This window comes from Ramlibacter sp. MMS24-I3-19, from assembly GCF_050320135.1.
GTDB lineage: Bacteria > Pseudomonadota > Gammaproteobacteria > Burkholderiales > Burkholderiaceae_C > Ramlibacter.
In genome coordinates this window covers 3,810,965-3,825,743 of sequence record NZ_CP190017.1, presented here as the reverse complement: position 1 = coordinate 3,825,743, position 14,779 = coordinate 3,810,965, and the positions used below count along the sequence as shown (strand labels likewise).

Genomic DNA, 14,779 nt, shown 5'->3' with positions numbered 1-14,779 from the left:
TTGGCCTCACGCGGTCTTCTTCTTGGCCGCGCTGGGGTTCAGGCTCGTGATGCGGCCGGACTCGGTGCCCGCGTTCTCGTCGATCATGGCGTTGATCAACGTCGGCTTGCGCGAGGAGACGGCTTCATCGAGCGCCTTCTTCAGTTCCTCCGGCGTGTTCGCCACCACGCCGACGCCGCCGAAGGCCTGCATCATCTGGTCGTAGCGAGCGCCCTTGACGAACTGCGTGGGCGCCATCGCGTCGCCGCGCGGGTTGACGTCGGTGCCCTTGTAGATGCCATTGTTGTTCATCACGACGACGCACACCGGCAGGTTGTAGCGGCAGATCGTTTCCACTTCCATGCCGCTGAAGCCGAACGCGCTGTCGCCTTCGACCGCGATCACCTGCTCGCCGGTGGTGGCGGCGGCCGCGACCGCGAAGCCCATGCCGATGCCCATGATGCCCCAGGTGCCAACGTCGAGCCGGCGGCGCGGCTCGTACATGTCCACGATGGAGCGCGTGAAGTCCAGCGCGTTGGCGCCTTCGTTCACCAGGTAGGCCTTCGGGTTCTCCTTGATCGTGTTGCGGATCACGTTGAGGGCGCTGTGGAAGTTCATCGGCGAGGGATTCTTCGCCAGCGTCTCGGCCATCTTCGTGAGGTTCTTGTCCTTGCGCTCGGCAATGGCGCCGGTCCAGTCGCTGGGCGGCTTGCTCCAGCCGGCGCCCATGGCCTGGTTGAACGCAGTGATGCACGAGCCGATGTCGCCGACGACGGGCGCCGCGATCGCGAGGTTGCTGTCAGCCTCGGTCGGCGAGATGTCGACCTGGATGAACTGCTGCTTGCCGGCTTCCTTGGAGGAGGCACCGCCCCAGGTCTTGCCCTTGCCGTGCGACAGCAGCCAGTTCAGGCGCGCGCCCACCAGCATTACCACGTCGGCCTCGGCCAGCACGTACGAGCGCGCCGCCGATGCGGACTGGTTGTGGTTGTCCGGCAGCAGGCCCTTGGCCATCGACATCGGCAGGTAGGGGATGCCGCTCTTCTCGATGAAGGTCTTGATCTCGCTGTCGGCCTGCGCGTAGGCGGCGCCCTTGCCGAGGATCACGAGCGGCTTCTTCGCGCCCTTGAGCAGGTCGATCGCGCGCTTGACTGCTTCGGGCGCGGGGATCTGCTTCGGCGCCGGATCGACGACCTTGATCAGCGACTTGCGGCCCGCTTCGGCCGGCAGCGATTGCGTGAACAGCTTGGCCGGCAGGTCCAGGTACACACCGCCGGGACGGCCCGACACCGCGGAGCGGATGGCACGTGCGAGGCCCACGCCGATGTCCTCGGCGTGCAGCACGCGGAAGGCGGCCTTGCACAGCGGCTTGGCGATGGCCAGCTGGTCCATCTCCTCGTAGTCACCCTGCTGCAGGTCGACGATCTCGCGCTCGCTCGAGCCGCTGATCAGGATCATCGGGAAGCAGTTGGTGGTGGCGTTGGCCAGCGAGGTGAGGCCATTGAGGAATCCGGGGGCGGACACCGTGAGGCAGATGCCCGGCTTGCCGGTGAGGAAGCCGTGCGCAGCGGCGGCATTGCCGGCGTGCTGCTCGTGGCGGAACGAGATCACCTTGACGCCGGCGGCCTGGGCCTGGCGCGTGAGGTCGGTGATCGGGATGCCCGGCAGCGTGTAGATGGTGTCCAGGCCATTGAGCTTGAGTGCCTCGATGACGAGGTGGAAGGCATCGATGGTGTCGCCGGTTTGCGTTTCCGCGGTCATGGATTTTCCTCGGGAGATGAGTGATGCAGCAGTGGCCATCATAGAAATCGCCCCGCGGCAGCACGCTTGATCGCGGTCAATTTTCAGGACGAGCAGGCCCTGCGTATCGGCGAAAATTGACCTCGGTCAAGCACTGCAATCCCGACTCGCTGCATGAACATCCCGCACAGGTCCATCGTCGAACATCCCGAGCGCAACGTCATCCGCGTGCAGCTCGCCCAGAACGTCCTGCTCAAGGGCATGACGGCGGCCCAGACCATGGAACTCGAACCTCAGCTGCAGGTGGTGGATGCGCCCAAGGGCCACTGGCTGCTGCACCAGGGCGTGCACGAGATGGAGCAGTACTTCATCCTCGACGGCATCCTCAAGCGCGTGGTCAGCACGCCCGATGGCAAGCAGATGATCCTGCGCTTCGCGGCCGAGGGGGAAATGGAAACCAGCTATGCCGCATGGAAGCTCGGCACTCCGGCGCCCTACAGCATCATGGGTGTCACGCGCACGCGCGTCGCCAAGCTGCCGCTGCGCGACTGGGTGGCCTTCATCGAGTACCACCCGGGACTCAAGCAGGCCTTCGAGTACTCGGTGATGCACCACATGAGCGACATCATGGCCCACACGATCACGCTGCACCTGCTGGATGCGCCGGGCCGCGTGCAGCGCTTCATGCGCAAGCACGCGGACCTGTTCGAACGCATTCCGAAGAAGGAACTCGCCAGCTACCTCAACCTCACCGCCGAAACGCTGAGCCGGCTGAAGGCGCGCGGCAAGATCTGAGGCGGGGCGCGACGGGGCCGCGCGATCCCGGAAAAGCGAAAGGGGCGCCTGGGCGCCCCTTCTCGTTGCGGAACGCGCCGTTGCGGCGCGCGTCCTGCGCCGTCACTCCACGCTGCCGCGCTCGTTCACCTTGTCGATGGTCCGATGGCGCATCGGTTGCAGCACGAACTTGGCCATCAGGCCGGCGACGATGGAGATCGCCGCGGAGAACAGGAACACGCGGTCCCAGTTGCCTTTGGTGGCGATGTAGGCGGACAGTGGCACCAGCAGCGACGCCGTGCCCTTGGCCGTATACATGGTGCCTGCGTTGGCCGCGGCGTTCTTCGCGCCGAACGTGTCCGCGACCAGGGCCGGGAAGATCGAGTAGATCTCGCCCCAGCACAGGAACGTCAGGGCGGCGAACACCATGAACATGACCGGGTCGTGGCCGTACTTCATCAGTCCCAGCAGCGCCAGTCCTTCGCCGATGAACACCAGCAGCATCGTGTTCTCGCGGCCGATGCGGTCGGAGATGAAGCCGCACAGCGGGCGGGTGAAACCGTTGGCCAGGTTGTCGATGGCCAGCGTCATCGTCAGCAGCGGCAGCGTGAAGCCCAGCACGCTCATCGGCATCTTGGCGAAGCCGTAGTCCTTGGCGATCGGTCCGATCTGCGCCGTCGCCATCAGGCCGCCCGCGGCCACCGCGACGAACAGCACGTAGGTGACCCAGAACGTCGGCGTGCGCATCATCTGGCCGACGGTGTAGTCGACCTTGGTGGACACCACGCGGGTGGCCGCCACCACGCCCTTCGGCACGCGGGGACGGGTCATGAACATCGAAATCGCGAAGATCACGATGCCCTGCACGATGCCGAAGAAGAAGAACGTGTGCTCGTAGCCCGACGACTGGATCATGTTGGCGATCGGGATCACGGTCAGCGCGGAGCCGGCGCCGAAGCCGGCCGCGGTGAGGCCAGCCGCGAGGCCGCGGCGGTCCGGGAACCACTTGAGCGCGTTGCCGACGCAGGTGCCATAGACGGCGCCGGCGCCCAGGCCTGCAATGGCCGCCGCGACATACAGCGCGGTGATGCTCGTCGCGTACGAGTTCAGGACCCAGGCCAGGGCGACCAGGATCGCGCCCCCGGCGATCACGGGACGCGGGCCGAACTTGTCGACCAGCCAGCCCTCAACGGGCACCAGCCAGGTCTCGACCACGACGAAGATGGAAAAGGCGAACTGGATCGCCGTGAGGCCCCAGTGGTTCTTGGACTCCATCGGAGCCACGAACAGGGTCCAGCCATATTGCAGGTTGGCAATCATCGCCATGCAGACGATGCCCATCACGAGCTGGCCCCAACGGTATGCATTGCTGGGCGCCTCGTCCACTGGACGAGCTGTCGCGCCGAATGCAGCGGGAGCAGACTGGGCAGAACGGTTCATTCACTTGTCTCCTTGCTGTACTTGGGCGACGCGGCTCGCTTGCGTACTGCTGCTTGCGGGCTACTCCCCGGCCACGTCGTGGACCCATTCTGTTCCTGCCCCTTTTGCGCTTTCTTGACTTCGGTCATGAACTCGGGTTTGCACTTATGGGCTCGGGAAGGTCTTTGCATGAAGCCCTGCCATGCCTTGGGGAATTGAGGGTTAACCCTATAATTGCGCCAAGCAACGATTTTTTTCAACTTGGAGAACCTTCGCATGTCCGCTACTTACGCCCAACCGTCCCGACGCCAGTCGCCCTCGTTCCCCGTCGAGCTGCTCAAGGAAATGTTCCGCTCCACGCCGCTGGGCCTCGTGATCACTGCGCTGCGCACCGGCCGCTGAGTCGCTCGTCGCGACGAGACAGAGCGCCCCTTCGGGGGCGCTTTTTTTGCCCGGATACTCGGCTGATGACACCTGAGCTCCTGGGCGGCATTGCACTGGCGTTCTTCGTGGCGGGCGCGGTGAAGGGCGTGGCCGGCATGGGGCTGCCGGTGGTGGCGATGGGCCTGCTGAGCCTCGCGATGCCGCCTGCCGCCGCCGCCGGCCTGCTCATCGTGCCGGCGCTGGCCACCAACGTCGTGCAGTGCCTCGGGCCGCACTTGCGGCGGCTCGCCATGCTGCTGGGGCCGATGTGGATCGGCGTGCTGGTCGGCTGCCGCTTCACGCCGCTGCCATCGCTTGCCAGCGGTGCCTCGGCCGTGCGGGTGCTGCTGGGCGGCGTGATGATCCTCTACAGCGCGTATGGACTGGCGCGGCCCACCTTCAGGGTGCGGCTTGCGAGCGGGCCCATGGCGGGGACCTCGGCAGTCGTCGGCCTGACAACGGGAATGCTGACCGCGGCGACCGGCATCAACATCTTTCCGATGACGATGTTCCTGCAGTCGCTGGACCTGCGCCGCGACGAGTTGATCCAGGCGCTGGGCCTCTCGTTCACGGTCTGCACGCTCGCGCTGGCGAATTCGCTCGGCTGGCAGTCCACTGCCGTGACATGGTCCACTGCTGCCGGTTGGATCGCGCTGCTGGCGGCCTTCGGCGGCCTGGGGCTGGGGAACCTGCTGCGCGCCCGCGTCGACCCAGCGCTGTTTCGCCGCCTGGTGTTCGGGCTGTTCGGACTCCTTGGCCTCGCGATGCTGGCCAAGGAGCTCCTCTGAGCCGATTCTGCGGCCTCGGTCGCGAGGGTCAGCCGCGGCGAAGCACGGCGTTGCAGCGCGAGCGCGCTGCCTCGACCGCATCAACGAGGAAGCCCGGCTCGTAGGCCTTCAGCAGGTGCGGGTGGTCGCGCTCGATGTACGCGCGCACGCCTTCGGAGCCGGCGGGCAGCGACGCGAACGTCGCGCGGTCCCAGTGCCACGGCAGGCCGAGCTCATCGAACGCGCTGTTGTAGGCCTGGCGGATGCGGTCGGCATCGCTGGTCTCGTGCTGCCAGGTGGGGGCCAGAACTGCAGCCATCACGGTCTCCTTGAATCGGTTGGATGGCAGCAAATCTAGGCCCGTCGATCCATAAAGAACAATGAAATGATTTGATCGGTTCCAGAAGACATCGGTTATCTTCGGCGAATGCGCAACGCGACCCTGCGACAGCTGAAGGTGTTCGAGGCGGTGGCCCGCCACCTGAGTTTTTCGCGCGCGGCGGAGGAACTGCACCTCACGCAACCGGCCGTGTCGGCCCAGGTGCGTGCCCTGCAGGGGCATGCCGGCGTGCCGCTGTTCGAGCAGCTGGGCAAGAAGGTGTACCTCACGGCGGCCGGCGAGCAGCTGGTCGTCTCGAGCCGCGCGATCCTCGAACGCGTGCAGGAGGCCGAAGAGGCGATGGCGCACTACAAGGGCGTCTCCGGCGGCCAGCTGAACGTGTCCGTCATCAGCGCCGGCGACTATTTCTTCCCGCGACTGCTGGTCGACTTCGCGCAGCGCCATGCCGGCGTGACGCTCAACTTCGGCGTCTGCAACCGCGAGGAACTGCTGGCGCAGCTGGAGGCCAACCGCACCGACCTCGCGGTGATGGTGCGGCCGCCCGAGAACGCCGACACCCTGGCCGAACCCTTCGCGCCGCACCCCTACGTGATCGTCGCGGCGCCTTCGCATCCGCTGGCCGGCCGCAAGCGCATTCCCTTCAGCCGCATCGCGCGGGAGCCCTTCATCGTGCGCGAGAAAGGGTCGGACACCTGGAACTCGATGAAGGAGGGCTTCGGCGAGCGCATCGCGGACCTGAACATCGCGATGGAGATCAAGAGCACCGAGACCATCAAGCAGGCGGTGATCGCGGGCATGGGCGTGAGCTTCCTGTCGGCCCACACCATCAGCCGCGAGTTGCGCACGCACGCCATCACGGTGCTGGACGTGCAGGGCTTCCCGCTGATGCTCAACTGGTTCGTGGTGCACCGGCGCACCAAGCGCCTGCCGCCGGTGGCGCAGGCGTTCAAGAACTTCCTGCTTGCGGACGGCGCGCGGCTGGTGACGCGCGCGCTGGAAGGGCCTTCGAGGAAACGCGCCGCGCCTGCGGCCTAACGACGCGGCGCGGGCACCAGCCCCACGCTGCGGGCGTACTCGCCGGCGTTCATCTTCTTGCCGCCTTCGGCGCGCAGCCGCAGCACCTCGATGCGGCCGCCCTGCGCGTTGATCGTGATCGAGCTGTCGCTCACCGAAGCGATCTCGCCCGCCTTGCCCCGCACGTCGCCGAAGGTGCGCACGGGGTGCTTGCGAACGTCATACAGCCATGTGCGCACGCCGTTCAGCATCGTCCACGCACCTGGTGCGGGGTTGGACGCGCGGATCAGGTTGTAGACCTGGTCCACGTGCTGCGACCAGTGGATGCGCGCTTCCTCCTCGCGGAACCAGCCTTCGTAGCTGGCCTGGCTTTCGTCCTGCGCGCGCTCCTCGTGGCGGCCCGCGGCCACCAGGTCGGCGGCTTCGAGCAGGTCCGCGACGCCCATCGGGAACAGCTTGTTGAAGTACACCTCGCCAAGCGTTTCGTCGGGGCCGATCTCGCACGACTTCTGCAGGATCACGGGGCCTTCGTCCAGGCCGTCCGTGGGACGGAACACGGTGATGCCCGTGTGCGTGGCGCCCAGCGCAATGGGCCAGCTGATGGACGACGGGCCGCGATGCCGCGGCAGCAGCGAGGGGTGGAACTGGATGGTGCCCAGGCGCGGGATGTTGACCAGGCTTTGCGGCGCGAACTGGGTGACGTACGCCATCACGCCGAGGTCGGCCTGCAGCTCGCGCATGGCGTGCTCGGCGTAGCTGCTGCGCAGGCTGCTGAACTGGAACACGGCGAGGCCGAGTTCCTGCGCGCGCTCGCGCAGCACGTCGGGCTTGGTGCCGGGCCGGTCAGGCTCGCAGAAGACGCCGGCGACCGTGTCGCCGCGCGCGAGGAAGGCCTCGAGCACCTGCTTGCCGAATTCCTGCTGGCCGATGAATGCGATTCTCATGGGAGGCGAGCGTAGCGGATCAGCGAAGCAGGAAGTAGGCGGACAGTCCGTACAGGACGACCGCGAACACGCGCTTGAGCGGCTGGATGTCCATGCGGTGCGCCGTGCGCGCGCCGAGCGGCGCGAGGGCCATGCTGGCCAGCGAGATGACGAGCAGGGCGGGCAGGTACAGGTAGCCGATGGACCCCGGCGGCACGTTGGGCAGGTCGCGACCAGCCCAGAGGTAGCCTGCCGTGCCCGCGAGCGCGATCGGGAAGCCCAGGGCCGCCGATGTGGCCACGGCCTGGTGGATGCGGATGTTGCACCAGGTCATGAACGGCACCGACACGAAGGCGCCGCCCGCGCCGACCATCGAGGACAACCAGCCGATCGCCACGCCGACACCGAACGTGCCCGCGGGGCCGGGCAGGGTGCGGCTCGGCTCGGGCCGGCGATTGAGGAACATCTGCGTGGCCGAGAATGCGACGAAGACGGCGAACAGCACGCCCAGCACCTTGCCGGGCAGTGCCACGGCGACACGTGCGCCCACCAGCGAGCCGACCAGGATGCCGGGCGCGAGCGTGCGCACCACCGGCCACAGCACCGCGCCGCGTTTGTGGTGCGCGCGCACGGACGAAAGCGAGGTGAAGCAGATGGTGGCCAGCGAGGTGGCGACCGCGGCCTTGACGGTGTAGTCGGCGGGATAGCCGCGGGCCGTGAGGATCATCGTCACGAACGGCACCATGAGCATGCCGCCTCCGATGCCCAGGAGGCCGGCCAGAAATCCGGTGCAGGTGCCGATCAGCGCGAGTTCGGCGATCAGTTGCGGTTCGAGCGCCATGCGCCGCAGTCCCTCTGGTTCTTGTTGTTGTCGCACGTCCTTGCGGCACGGACGGCGATCGGAATAGGCGTCTGCAGTTGCGACCGGACCGGCAGCCTGAACCGGAGTTCAGGTGGGCGAGGTCAACCTGATGTTGGGATCATCTGACGCGAGACGTTCACGCTCACCAGGTCTGTTCCAAGCCCTTGCTCAGGGAGCATTGGTTCAAGGACATATAAGGTCCGGCAATGCACTGCAGACGAGGCCATTCTAGGGCGTGGTCCGGGCGGCTGGGTCCGAAAAGGCCGTAAGACACCATCGATTTTCGGAGACCTGCCGTCGAGCTTGACAGCGCGCGTTCGGCAACCCGCGTCAGATCAGGCGTCCGTCGTCGCCGAGCGCACGATCGAGCCGCTGCAGCAGGGCGTCGAGGCGCGCATCCGCGGTGCCGTCGTTCGCGGCGCGCGCAGGCGTGGCACGTGCGGGCGCGGTCTCCCGATCGGCGACGTCGAACGCGAGGTTCAGTGCCGCCAGCACCGCGATGCGATCGCGCGCCTTGACCTTCCCTGCGTCGCGGATCCTGCACATCGCGGTGTCGACCTTCTCCACCGCTTCGAGCAGGCGGCCTTCGCCACCGGCAGGACAGCCGAGCAGGTAGCTCTGGCCCATGATCTGGACTTCGATCTGCTTGGTGGTGGTCATGGCGGAAAGGGCGGATCAGACCGACTTCAGGTCGGGCAGGCGTTCCAGCAGCGCGTCGACGCGCGTGCGGGCCGCGGAGAGGCGGGACTTGAGCGAATCGCGCTCCTGCGTGAGGGCCTCGACCTGCTGCGCGAGCAGCGCGTTGGTGCGCTGCAGTTCCTCGTAGCGCACGAGCAGGCGCTCGACGCGTTCGGCAATCTGGTCGACCTGGGAGGCGGTGGCCATACGTGCGCCGATTGTAGGGTTGGCCCAAACCGTTGCGCCTAAAATGCCCGCGTTGGTGCTCGCGGTGTGGTTCGCATGCCGCAGTTCAACGGGAAGCAGGGAGCCTCGTTCCGTGCATGCCGCCACGCGTCATGCCACCGGATTCCGGCCAACCTGCGCTGCCCCCGCAACGGTAAGCGGATGGGTGCCGCAAGGCGCCCCGCTCCATCCTCGACAGCCACTGGCCGCGCACGACAACGGCGCACCGGGAAGGCTGATGGAGATCGACCCGCCAGCCCGGATACCGGCCAACACGGTGGCTGCGTTCGCGCAGCCGTGTTCGCCCATTCGCCGGCGGGGAAGCCGGCCCGGGCACTTCGTTTCGTGAGTCTCCATGGCTTCCTTGAAGTTGATTCCTCGCGCGGGCATCCCGTTCGCGCTCGCCGTCGTCGTCCCCGCTTCGTTCGCGCAAGCCGCGCTGCCCGAGGTGGTGGTCTCCGCCAGCCGCACCGAGCAGCGTGTTCAGGACGCGCTGCCCGCCACCACCGTCCTCACGCGCGCCGACATCGAAGCGGCGCAGACGCCCGACCTGCCGACGCTGCTGCAACGCGTCGCCGGTCTCGAGCTCACGCAGCTCGGCGGCCCGGGCACGGTGGCCACCGCGTCCTTGCGTGGCGCCGAGTCGCGCCACACGCTGGTGCTGGTCGACGGCGTGCCGGTCAACAACCTCAATTTCGGCCTCGCCGCGATCGAGCACCTGTCGCTGGCGGACGTGGAGCGCATCGAGGTCGTGCGCGGCAACGTCTCCAGCCTCTATGGCAGCGCGGCGCTCGGCGGCGTGATCCAGATCATCACGCGCGCGCCGACGACCACGCCGACCGCGAGCGTGACGCTGCAGGGCGGCTCGCGCGGACTCGTGCAGGGCGCGGCGAGCGGTGCCGTGCGCACCGCCGGCGGCACCGGCCTGCGCGCCAGCGTCGAGGGCCTGCGCGATCGCGGCTTCGATGCCACCAACCATGTCGAACTGCCGGGCACCAATCCCGACCGCGACGGCTACCGGCGCAACGCCGCCTCGCTGGGCATCACGCAGGACATCGCCGGCGGCCACCAGGTCGGCCTGCGACTGCGCGAGGCGCGCGGCACGACCCAGTACGACAGCCAGTTCGGCCCCGCGACGCAAGCCGACGAATCACGCTTCGTCGAATCCAGCGGCGTGCTCGATGGCCGCGTCAAGCTGGCGACCAACCTGCAGCTCGACGCCGCGCTCACGACCGCCACGGACAAGCTCGATGCCGCCGTCACCGCGTTCCCGTATTTCGTCGAGTCGCGCAGCGACGGTGCACAGCTCGGACTGCAATGGCAGCCCGTGGCGGGCCAGGCCGTCACCGCGGGCGTGGAACACACGCGCCAGAAGCTGCGCAGCGACACCGCCTACGACCGCAGCTCGCGCGACCAGGACAGCGCGCGCCTGGGCTACACGCTCACGGCCGGCAAGCACCAGGCGCAGCTGAACCTGCGGCAGGACCGCTACACCACCTTCGGCTCGGCGAACACCTGGCTCGCAGCCTACGGCTACCAGTTCACCGATGCCTGGCGCGCGAGCGCGTCGGCGTCGACCGGCTTCAACGCGCCGACCTTCAACGACCTGTACTACCCGTTCGGCGGCAATCCGCTGCTGCGGCCCGAGCGCCTGCGCGCGAACGAGGTCGCGCTGCAGTACGCGGCCGGCGGCCAGCTGGTGCGCGCGACGCTGTTCGAAAACCGCTACACCGACCTGTTCGGCTTCGACGCGTTCTTCAACCGCATCAACATCGGTCGCGCGCGCAACCGCGGGCTGGAGCTCGCCTACAACGGCAAGGTCGGCAACTACGGCGTGAGCGCGGGCATCACCGCGCAGGAGCCGAAAGACCTGGACACGGGCGAGCAATTGCAGCGTCGCGCGAAGACGCTCGTGAAGCTCGGACTGACGCGCGACCGCGGACCGTGGCAGTGGGGCGGCAACCTGCGTGGGGCCGACAAGCGCCCGGACGCCGGCACCACGCTCGCCGGCTACGCAGTGCTGGACCTCACGGCCGCCTACAAGCTCACGAAGGAGACGCGCGTGTTCGGCCGCGTCGAGAATGTGGCCGACCGCCACTACGAAACCGTGTACGGCTACCGGCAGGCGGGCCGCGGCGTGTTCGTCGGCCTGGACTGGCAGCCGCACTTCTGAGTTCCGCATGACTGCCTCTGCCCGGCTGGGTCCGCGCCGCATCGTCTGCCTCACCGAGGAGACGACCGAGTGGCTGTACCTGCTGGGCGAGGAGGCGCGGATCGTCGGCATCTCCGGCTACACCGTGCGACCTCGCCGCGCGCGCGAGGAGAAGCCCAGGGTCAGTGCGTTCCTCTCGGCGAAGATCGACAGGATCCTGGAGCTCGAACCGGACTGCGTGTTCGGTTTCTCCGACCTGCAGGCCGACATCGCGGCCGCGCTGGTGCGCCAGGGCGTGCAGGTCACCGTGTTCAACCAGCGCAGCGTGGAGGAGATCTTCGCGATGCTCTGGCAGGTGGCCGCGATCGTCGACCAGGCGCAGCGCGGCCTCGAGCTGCTGCGGGCGATGCGCGCGCGGCTCGATGCGATCCGAGGGGCCGCCGCCGCGCTGCCGCGCCGACCGCGCGTGTTCTTCGAGGAGTGGGACGAGCCGCCGATCAGCTGCATCCGCTGGGTGAGCGAGCTGCTGGGCATCGCGGGTGGCGACGACATCTTTCCCGAGCTGGCGCGCGAGCCGCTGGGCAAGCAACGCATCGTTGCCGATCCGCAGGAGATCGTGCGCCGCAATCCCGACATCGTGATCGGCTCCTGGTGCGGCAAGAAGTTCCGGCCCGAGCGCGTCGCGGCGCGTTCCGGATGGGAGCAGGTGAACGCCGTGCGCGACGGCCAGCTGTTCGAAATCAAGTCCGCCGACATCCTGCAGCCCGGCCCGGCTGCGCTCACCGACGGCGTCGAGCAGCTGCACCGCATCGTGCGGCGCTGGGCCCAGGAGCACGCATGAAGGTGCTGATCGCTGCCGTGCTCGCGCTGTGGTGCGCGCTCGCGAGCGCCTCGCCGGTCACCGTGCGCGATGACCGCGGCGTCGACGTCACGCTGCGTGAAGCACCGCGCCGGATCGTCGCCTTGCTGCCATCGCTGACGGAGACCGTCTGCGAGCTCGGTGCCTGCGACCGCCTGGTGGGCGTGGACGACTTTTCCAACTGGCCCGCCTCGGTCCCCAGGCTGCCGCACGTGGGCGGCGTCGCCGACTTCAGCGTCGAGCGCGTCGTCGCCCTCAAGCCCGACGTGGTGCTGCTCTCGTCGACCGCACGCGCGTTGCCGCGGCTGCAGGCGCTGGGCGTGCCCGTGCTGGGCCTGGACATCAAGACGCTCGCGGACGTGCGCCGCGTCTCCGCCATCGTCGGCCAGGCGCTGCAGGTGGAGGGCGCACCGGCGCTGTGGCAGCGCATCGAGTCCGGCATCGATGCCGCGGCGCGGAGCGTGCCGGCCTCTGCACGCGGCACCACCGTCTACTTCGAGATCAGCGACGGTCCGTACGCCGCCAGCGAGTCCTCGCACATCGGCGAGCTGCTGCGGCGCCTCGGCGCCGCCAACATCGTGCCGGGCCATCTGGGCAGCGTGCCCAAGCTCAATCCCGAGTTCGTGGTGCGAGCCGACCCGCAGGTGATCATGGTTGCCGAGCGCGACGCCCCGTCGCTGGCCAGCCGTCCCGGCTGGTCGCACCTGCGTGCGCTGCGCGAGGGCCGCGTGTGCGCATTCACGCCGGCGCAGGGCGACACCATCGTGCGTCCCGGCCCGCGCCTCGACACCGGTGCGCGCCTGCTGGCCGACTGCCTGGCGGGACGCCTGCGGAGGACGCCATGAGCAGCGCGGCCACGCTCGCTGCCGGCAACGCATCGGGCACGGTGCGACGCCCCCTGTGGGTCGCGCTGGGGCTCGTCGCCATCACCGCGCTGCTGGTCATCGCCGGCACTTGCGTCGGCTCCGCCGGCTGGGAGCCGTTGTGGGGCGCGCGCGATGCGGCCGCCGCCATCGTCTGGGACATCCGCCTGCCGCGCAGCCTGGGCGCGTGGCTGGCTGGCGCGATGCTGGGCCTGGCCGGCGCCGTCGCGCAGGGACTGTTCCGCAACCCGCTCGCCGACCCGTACCTGCTGGGCAGCTCCACCGGTGCGTCGTTCGGTGTCGCGCTGCTGCTCCTGCTGTTGGGCGGGGCGGCCCCGGGCGCCACCGCATGGTGGACGCACGCGGGCCTGGCCGGCGGCGGCTTCGTCGGTGCGCTTGGTGCGGTCGTGATCACGCTGGTGCTGGCCCGCGGCGTGCAGCAGACGCTGCGGCTGCTGCTCGCCGGCGTCGTCGTCGGCATGGTGTTCGGCGCGCTCACCTCGCTGGTGATGCTGTGGTCCCCCGAGGTGCTGCGTGCCATGCAGGGCTTCCTGCTCGGCACGACCGGCTTCATCGGCTGGAGCGGCGTGGTGCTGCTCGCCCTCGTGCTGGCCGTCCTGGTGCTCACCGCGATCGCGCTCAGTCCCGGGCTGGATGCGCTCGCGCTCGGCGAGGCGACTGCGCAGAGCCTGGGCGTGCCGCTGGCGTCGCTGCGCCTCGGGTTGGTCGCGGTGATGGCGCTGGCCACGGGCGCCGCGGTGGCGCAGGTGGGGCTGGTGGCCTTCATCGGCCTCGTCGCGCCGCACCTGGTGCGCGCGACGGCGCTGCCCACCCACCGCTGGCTGCTGCCGCTGTCGGCGCTGGCAGGCGGCGTGCTGCTGCTGGCCGCCGACGTCGGCGCCCGCTGGCTGCTCGCGCCGCAGGAACTGCCCGTCGGCGTGCTCACCGCGCTGCTGGGTGGCGGCTACCTGCTCTGGCTGATGCACCGGAGGCTGCGATGACGCCGGCCTTCGAAGCGCGCGGGCTGCAGGTCGCTCTGGGTGGGCGCGAGGTGCTGCACGGCATCGATCTCGTCCTGCCCGTCGGCCGCTGGACCGCGCTGGTCGGTCCCAACGGCGCCGGCAAGACCACGCTGCTGAAGACGCTGGCGCAGCTGCTGCCGTTCCGTGGCGAGCTCGTGGTGCTGGGCAAGCCATCGGGTGCCTGGTCGGCCCGGGAACGGGCCCGTGCGATCTCGTGGCTGGGGCAGGGCGAGCCCGGCGCCGAAGACCTGCGCGCCGCCGACGTCGTGATGCTCGGTCGACTGCCGCACCAGGCCTGGCTCTCGACGCCCAGTGCGGCCGATTCCATCGCGGTCGAGCGCGCCATGCGCCAGACCCAGTGCTGGGACTGGCGCACGCGGCCGGTCGGGCAGCTCTCGGGCGGAGAGCGCCAGCGCGTGCTGCTGGCCCGCGCGCTCGCCGTCGAGGCGCCGCTGCTGCTCATGGATGAACCCCTGGCGAACCTCGACCCGCCGCACCAGGCCGACTGGCTGGCGCTGGTGCGCGCGCAGGTCGCGCAGGGCCGCACCGTGCTGAGCGTGCTGCACGAGCTGACGATGGCGCTGCATGCCGACGACCTGCTGGTGCTGCAGGCGGGGCGCCTCGTGCACCACGGCCGCTGCGACGACCCGGCCACGCACCAGGCGCTGCGCCACGTGTTCGACCATCGCGTGCGGGTGCAGGCGCTCGACGGCCAGTGGGTGGCGTTGCCGCACGTCTGACG

At 68.9% G+C, this 14,779-nt stretch carries 16 protein-coding genes and 1 riboswitch; of the genes, 9 read left to right on the top strand and 7 right to left on the bottom strand.

The features are described 5' to 3' along the window. Positions 1-6: 6 nt before the first annotated feature. Positions 7-1,737, bottom strand: a complete 1,731-nt coding sequence (gene oxc, locus ACPWT1_RS19000; RefSeq protein WP_427912688.1) for an oxalyl-CoA decarboxylase — start codon at positions 1,735-1,737, stop codon at positions 7-9. 153 nt (positions 1,738-1,890) lie between these two features. Between oxc and ACPWT1_RS18995 the strand changes: the two genes are divergently transcribed. Beyond that, positions 1,891-2,511: a Crp/Fnr family transcriptional regulator gene (locus ACPWT1_RS18995; RefSeq protein ID WP_427912687.1), complete on the top strand. Its 621-nt coding sequence runs from the start codon at positions 1,891-1,893 to the stop codon at positions 2,509-2,511. A 102-nt stretch (positions 2,512-2,613) separates the two neighbouring features. On the opposite strand, the gene oxlT is transcribed toward ACPWT1_RS18995, so the two are convergent. Next, positions 2,614-3,930 carry an oxalate/formate MFS antiporter gene (gene oxlT / locus ACPWT1_RS18990; RefSeq protein WP_427912686.1) on the bottom strand — a complete coding sequence of 439 codons (1,317 nt, stop codon included), beginning with the start codon at positions 3,928-3,930 and terminating at the stop codon, positions 2,614-2,616. A gap of 255 nt (positions 3,931-4,185) precedes the next feature. On the opposite strand from oxlT, the gene ACPWT1_RS18985 reads away from it, so the two are divergent. Together ACPWT1_RS18985 and ACPWT1_RS18980 are read left to right on the top strand one after the other, a co-directional pair. Continuing rightward, positions 4,186-4,311 carry a hypothetical protein gene (locus ACPWT1_RS18985; protein ID WP_427912685.1) on the top strand — a complete coding sequence of 42 codons (126 nt, stop codon included), beginning with the start codon at positions 4,186-4,188 and terminating at the stop codon, positions 4,309-4,311. Positions 4,312-4,376: 65 nt separating this feature from the next. Then, positions 4,377-5,120, top strand: coding sequence for a sulfite exporter TauE/SafE family protein (locus ACPWT1_RS18980; RefSeq protein WP_427912684.1), 744 nt, complete (start codon positions 4,377-4,379; stop codon positions 5,118-5,120). Between the two features lie 28 nt (positions 5,121-5,148). Here ACPWT1_RS18980 and ACPWT1_RS18975 read toward each other — a convergent pair whose 3' ends face one another. Beyond that, on the bottom strand, positions 5,149-5,418 hold the full coding sequence (locus ACPWT1_RS18975) for a hypothetical protein (protein WP_427912683.1): 270 nt from the start codon (positions 5,416-5,418) through the stop codon (positions 5,149-5,151). A 108-nt stretch (positions 5,419-5,526) separates the two neighbouring features. Between ACPWT1_RS18975 and ACPWT1_RS18970 the strand changes: the two genes are divergently transcribed. Then, the gene (locus tag ACPWT1_RS18970) at positions 5,527-6,474 is read left to right on the top strand and encodes a LysR family transcriptional regulator (protein ID WP_427912682.1); all 948 of its coding nucleotides are present in this window, start codon (positions 5,527-5,529) and stop codon (positions 6,472-6,474) included. On the opposite strand, the gene ACPWT1_RS18965 is transcribed toward ACPWT1_RS18970, so the two are convergent. The 4 genes from ACPWT1_RS18965 to ACPWT1_RS18950 all read right to left on the bottom strand — a co-directional run bounded on the left by ACPWT1_RS18965 (position 6,471) and on the right by ACPWT1_RS18950 (position 9,123). Next, positions 6,471-7,397 (bottom strand): methionyl-tRNA formyltransferase, encoded by a 927-nt coding sequence (locus ACPWT1_RS18965; RefSeq protein WP_427912681.1) that lies wholly within the window; start codon positions 7,395-7,397, stop codon positions 6,471-6,473. The two genes, ACPWT1_RS18970 and ACPWT1_RS18965, sit on opposite strands and share 4 nt — an antisense overlap. A gap of 19 nt (positions 7,398-7,416) precedes the next feature. Then, entirely contained in the window at positions 7,417-8,217 is an 801-nt protein-coding gene (locus ACPWT1_RS18960) for a sulfite exporter TauE/SafE family protein (protein WP_427912680.1), read from the bottom strand. Positions 8,218-8,568: 351 nt separating this feature from the next. Continuing rightward, positions 8,569-8,898 carry a cell division protein ZapA gene (locus ACPWT1_RS18955; protein WP_427912679.1) on the bottom strand — a complete coding sequence of 110 codons (330 nt, stop codon included), beginning with the start codon at positions 8,896-8,898 and terminating at the stop codon, positions 8,569-8,571. A 15-nt stretch (positions 8,899-8,913) separates the two neighbouring features. After that, positions 8,914-9,123 carry a DUF904 domain-containing protein gene (locus ACPWT1_RS18950; protein ID WP_427912678.1) on the bottom strand — a complete coding sequence of 70 codons (210 nt, stop codon included), beginning with the start codon at positions 9,121-9,123 and terminating at the stop codon, positions 8,914-8,916. A gap of 36 nt (positions 9,124-9,159) precedes the next feature. Beyond that, positions 9,160-9,429: riboswitch (cobalamin riboswitch) on the top strand. A 76-nt stretch (positions 9,430-9,505) separates the two neighbouring features. On the opposite strand from ACPWT1_RS18950, the gene ACPWT1_RS18945 reads away from it, so the two are divergent. Genes ACPWT1_RS18945 through ACPWT1_RS18925 form a run of 5 tightly spaced genes read left to right on the top strand, consistent with a single transcriptional unit; the run spans position 9,506 to position 14,777 of the window. Next, entirely contained in the window at positions 9,506-11,314 is a 1,809-nt protein-coding gene (locus ACPWT1_RS18945; protein WP_427912677.1) for a TonB-dependent receptor domain-containing protein, read from the top strand. A 7-nt stretch (positions 11,315-11,321) separates the two neighbouring features. Continuing rightward, positions 11,322-12,134 (top strand): cobalamin-binding protein, encoded by an 813-nt coding sequence (locus ACPWT1_RS18940; RefSeq protein WP_427912676.1) that lies wholly within the window; start codon positions 11,322-11,324, stop codon positions 12,132-12,134. After that, positions 12,131-12,997, top strand: coding sequence for an ABC transporter substrate-binding protein (locus tag ACPWT1_RS18935; protein WP_427912675.1), 867 nt, complete (start codon positions 12,131-12,133; stop codon positions 12,995-12,997). Before ACPWT1_RS18940 ends, ACPWT1_RS18935 begins: the two co-directional genes overlap by 4 nt. Next, entirely contained in the window at positions 12,994-14,016 is a 1,023-nt protein-coding gene (locus ACPWT1_RS18930; protein ID WP_427912674.1) for a FecCD family ABC transporter permease, read from the top strand. Before ACPWT1_RS18935 ends, ACPWT1_RS18930 begins: the two co-directional genes overlap by 4 nt. Beyond that, on the top strand, positions 14,013-14,777 hold the full coding sequence (locus ACPWT1_RS18925) for an ABC transporter ATP-binding protein (protein WP_427912673.1): 765 nt from the start codon (positions 14,013-14,015) through the stop codon (positions 14,775-14,777). The genes ACPWT1_RS18930 and ACPWT1_RS18925 overlap by 4 nt, the downstream gene beginning before the upstream one ends. Positions 14,778-14,779 lie beyond the last annotated feature (2 nt).

Excerpts from the sequence above, each read along its gene's own strand:
- ACPWT1_RS18985 (WP_427912685.1), top strand. The coding sequence starts at position 4,186 with ATGTCCGCTACTTACGCCCAACCGTCCCGACGCCAGTCGCCCTCGTTC.
- ACPWT1_RS18935 (WP_427912675.1), top strand. The coding sequence starts at position 12,131 with ATGAAGGTGCTGATCGCTGCCGTGCTCGCGCTGTGGTGCGCGCTCGCG.
- ACPWT1_RS18980 (WP_427912684.1), top strand. The coding sequence starts at position 4,377 with ATGACACCTGAGCTCCTGGGCGGCATTGCACTGGCGTTCTTCGTGGCG.
- ACPWT1_RS18950 (WP_427912678.1), bottom strand. The coding sequence starts at position 9,123 with ATGGCCACCGCCTCCCAGGTCGACCAGATTGCCGAACGCGTCGAGCGC.
- ACPWT1_RS18925 (WP_427912673.1), top strand. The coding sequence starts at position 14,013 with ATGACGCCGGCCTTCGAAGCGCGCGGGCTGCAGGTCGCTCTGGGTGGG.
- ACPWT1_RS18940 (WP_427912676.1), top strand. The coding sequence starts at position 11,322 with ATGACTGCCTCTGCCCGGCTGGGTCCGCGCCGCATCGTCTGCCTCACC.
- ACPWT1_RS18955 (WP_427912679.1), bottom strand. The coding sequence starts at position 8,898 with ATGACCACCACCAAGCAGATCGAAGTCCAGATCATGGGCCAGAGCTAC.
- ACPWT1_RS18970 (WP_427912682.1), top strand. The coding sequence starts at position 5,527 with ATGCGCAACGCGACCCTGCGACAGCTGAAGGTGTTCGAGGCGGTGGCC.
- ACPWT1_RS18930 (WP_427912674.1), top strand. The coding sequence starts at position 12,994 with ATGAGCAGCGCGGCCACGCTCGCTGCCGGCAACGCATCGGGCACGGTG.
- ACPWT1_RS18995 (WP_427912687.1), top strand. The coding sequence starts at position 1,891 with ATGAACATCCCGCACAGGTCCATCGTCGAACATCCCGAGCGCAACGTC.
- ACPWT1_RS18965 (WP_427912681.1), bottom strand. The coding sequence starts at position 7,397 with ATGAGAATCGCATTCATCGGCCAGCAGGAATTCGGCAAGCAGGTGCTC.
- ACPWT1_RS18960 (WP_427912680.1), bottom strand. The coding sequence starts at position 8,217 with ATGGCGCTCGAACCGCAACTGATCGCCGAACTCGCGCTGATCGGCACC.
- oxlT (WP_427912686.1), bottom strand. The coding sequence starts at position 3,930 with ATGAACCGTTCTGCCCAGTCTGCTCCCGCTGCATTCGGCGCGACAGCT.
- oxc (WP_427912688.1), bottom strand. The coding sequence starts at position 1,737 with ATGACCGCGGAAACGCAAACCGGCGACACCATCGATGCCTTCCACCTC.
- ACPWT1_RS18975 (WP_427912683.1), bottom strand. The coding sequence starts at position 5,418 with ATGGCTGCAGTTCTGGCCCCCACCTGGCAGCACGAGACCAGCGATGCC.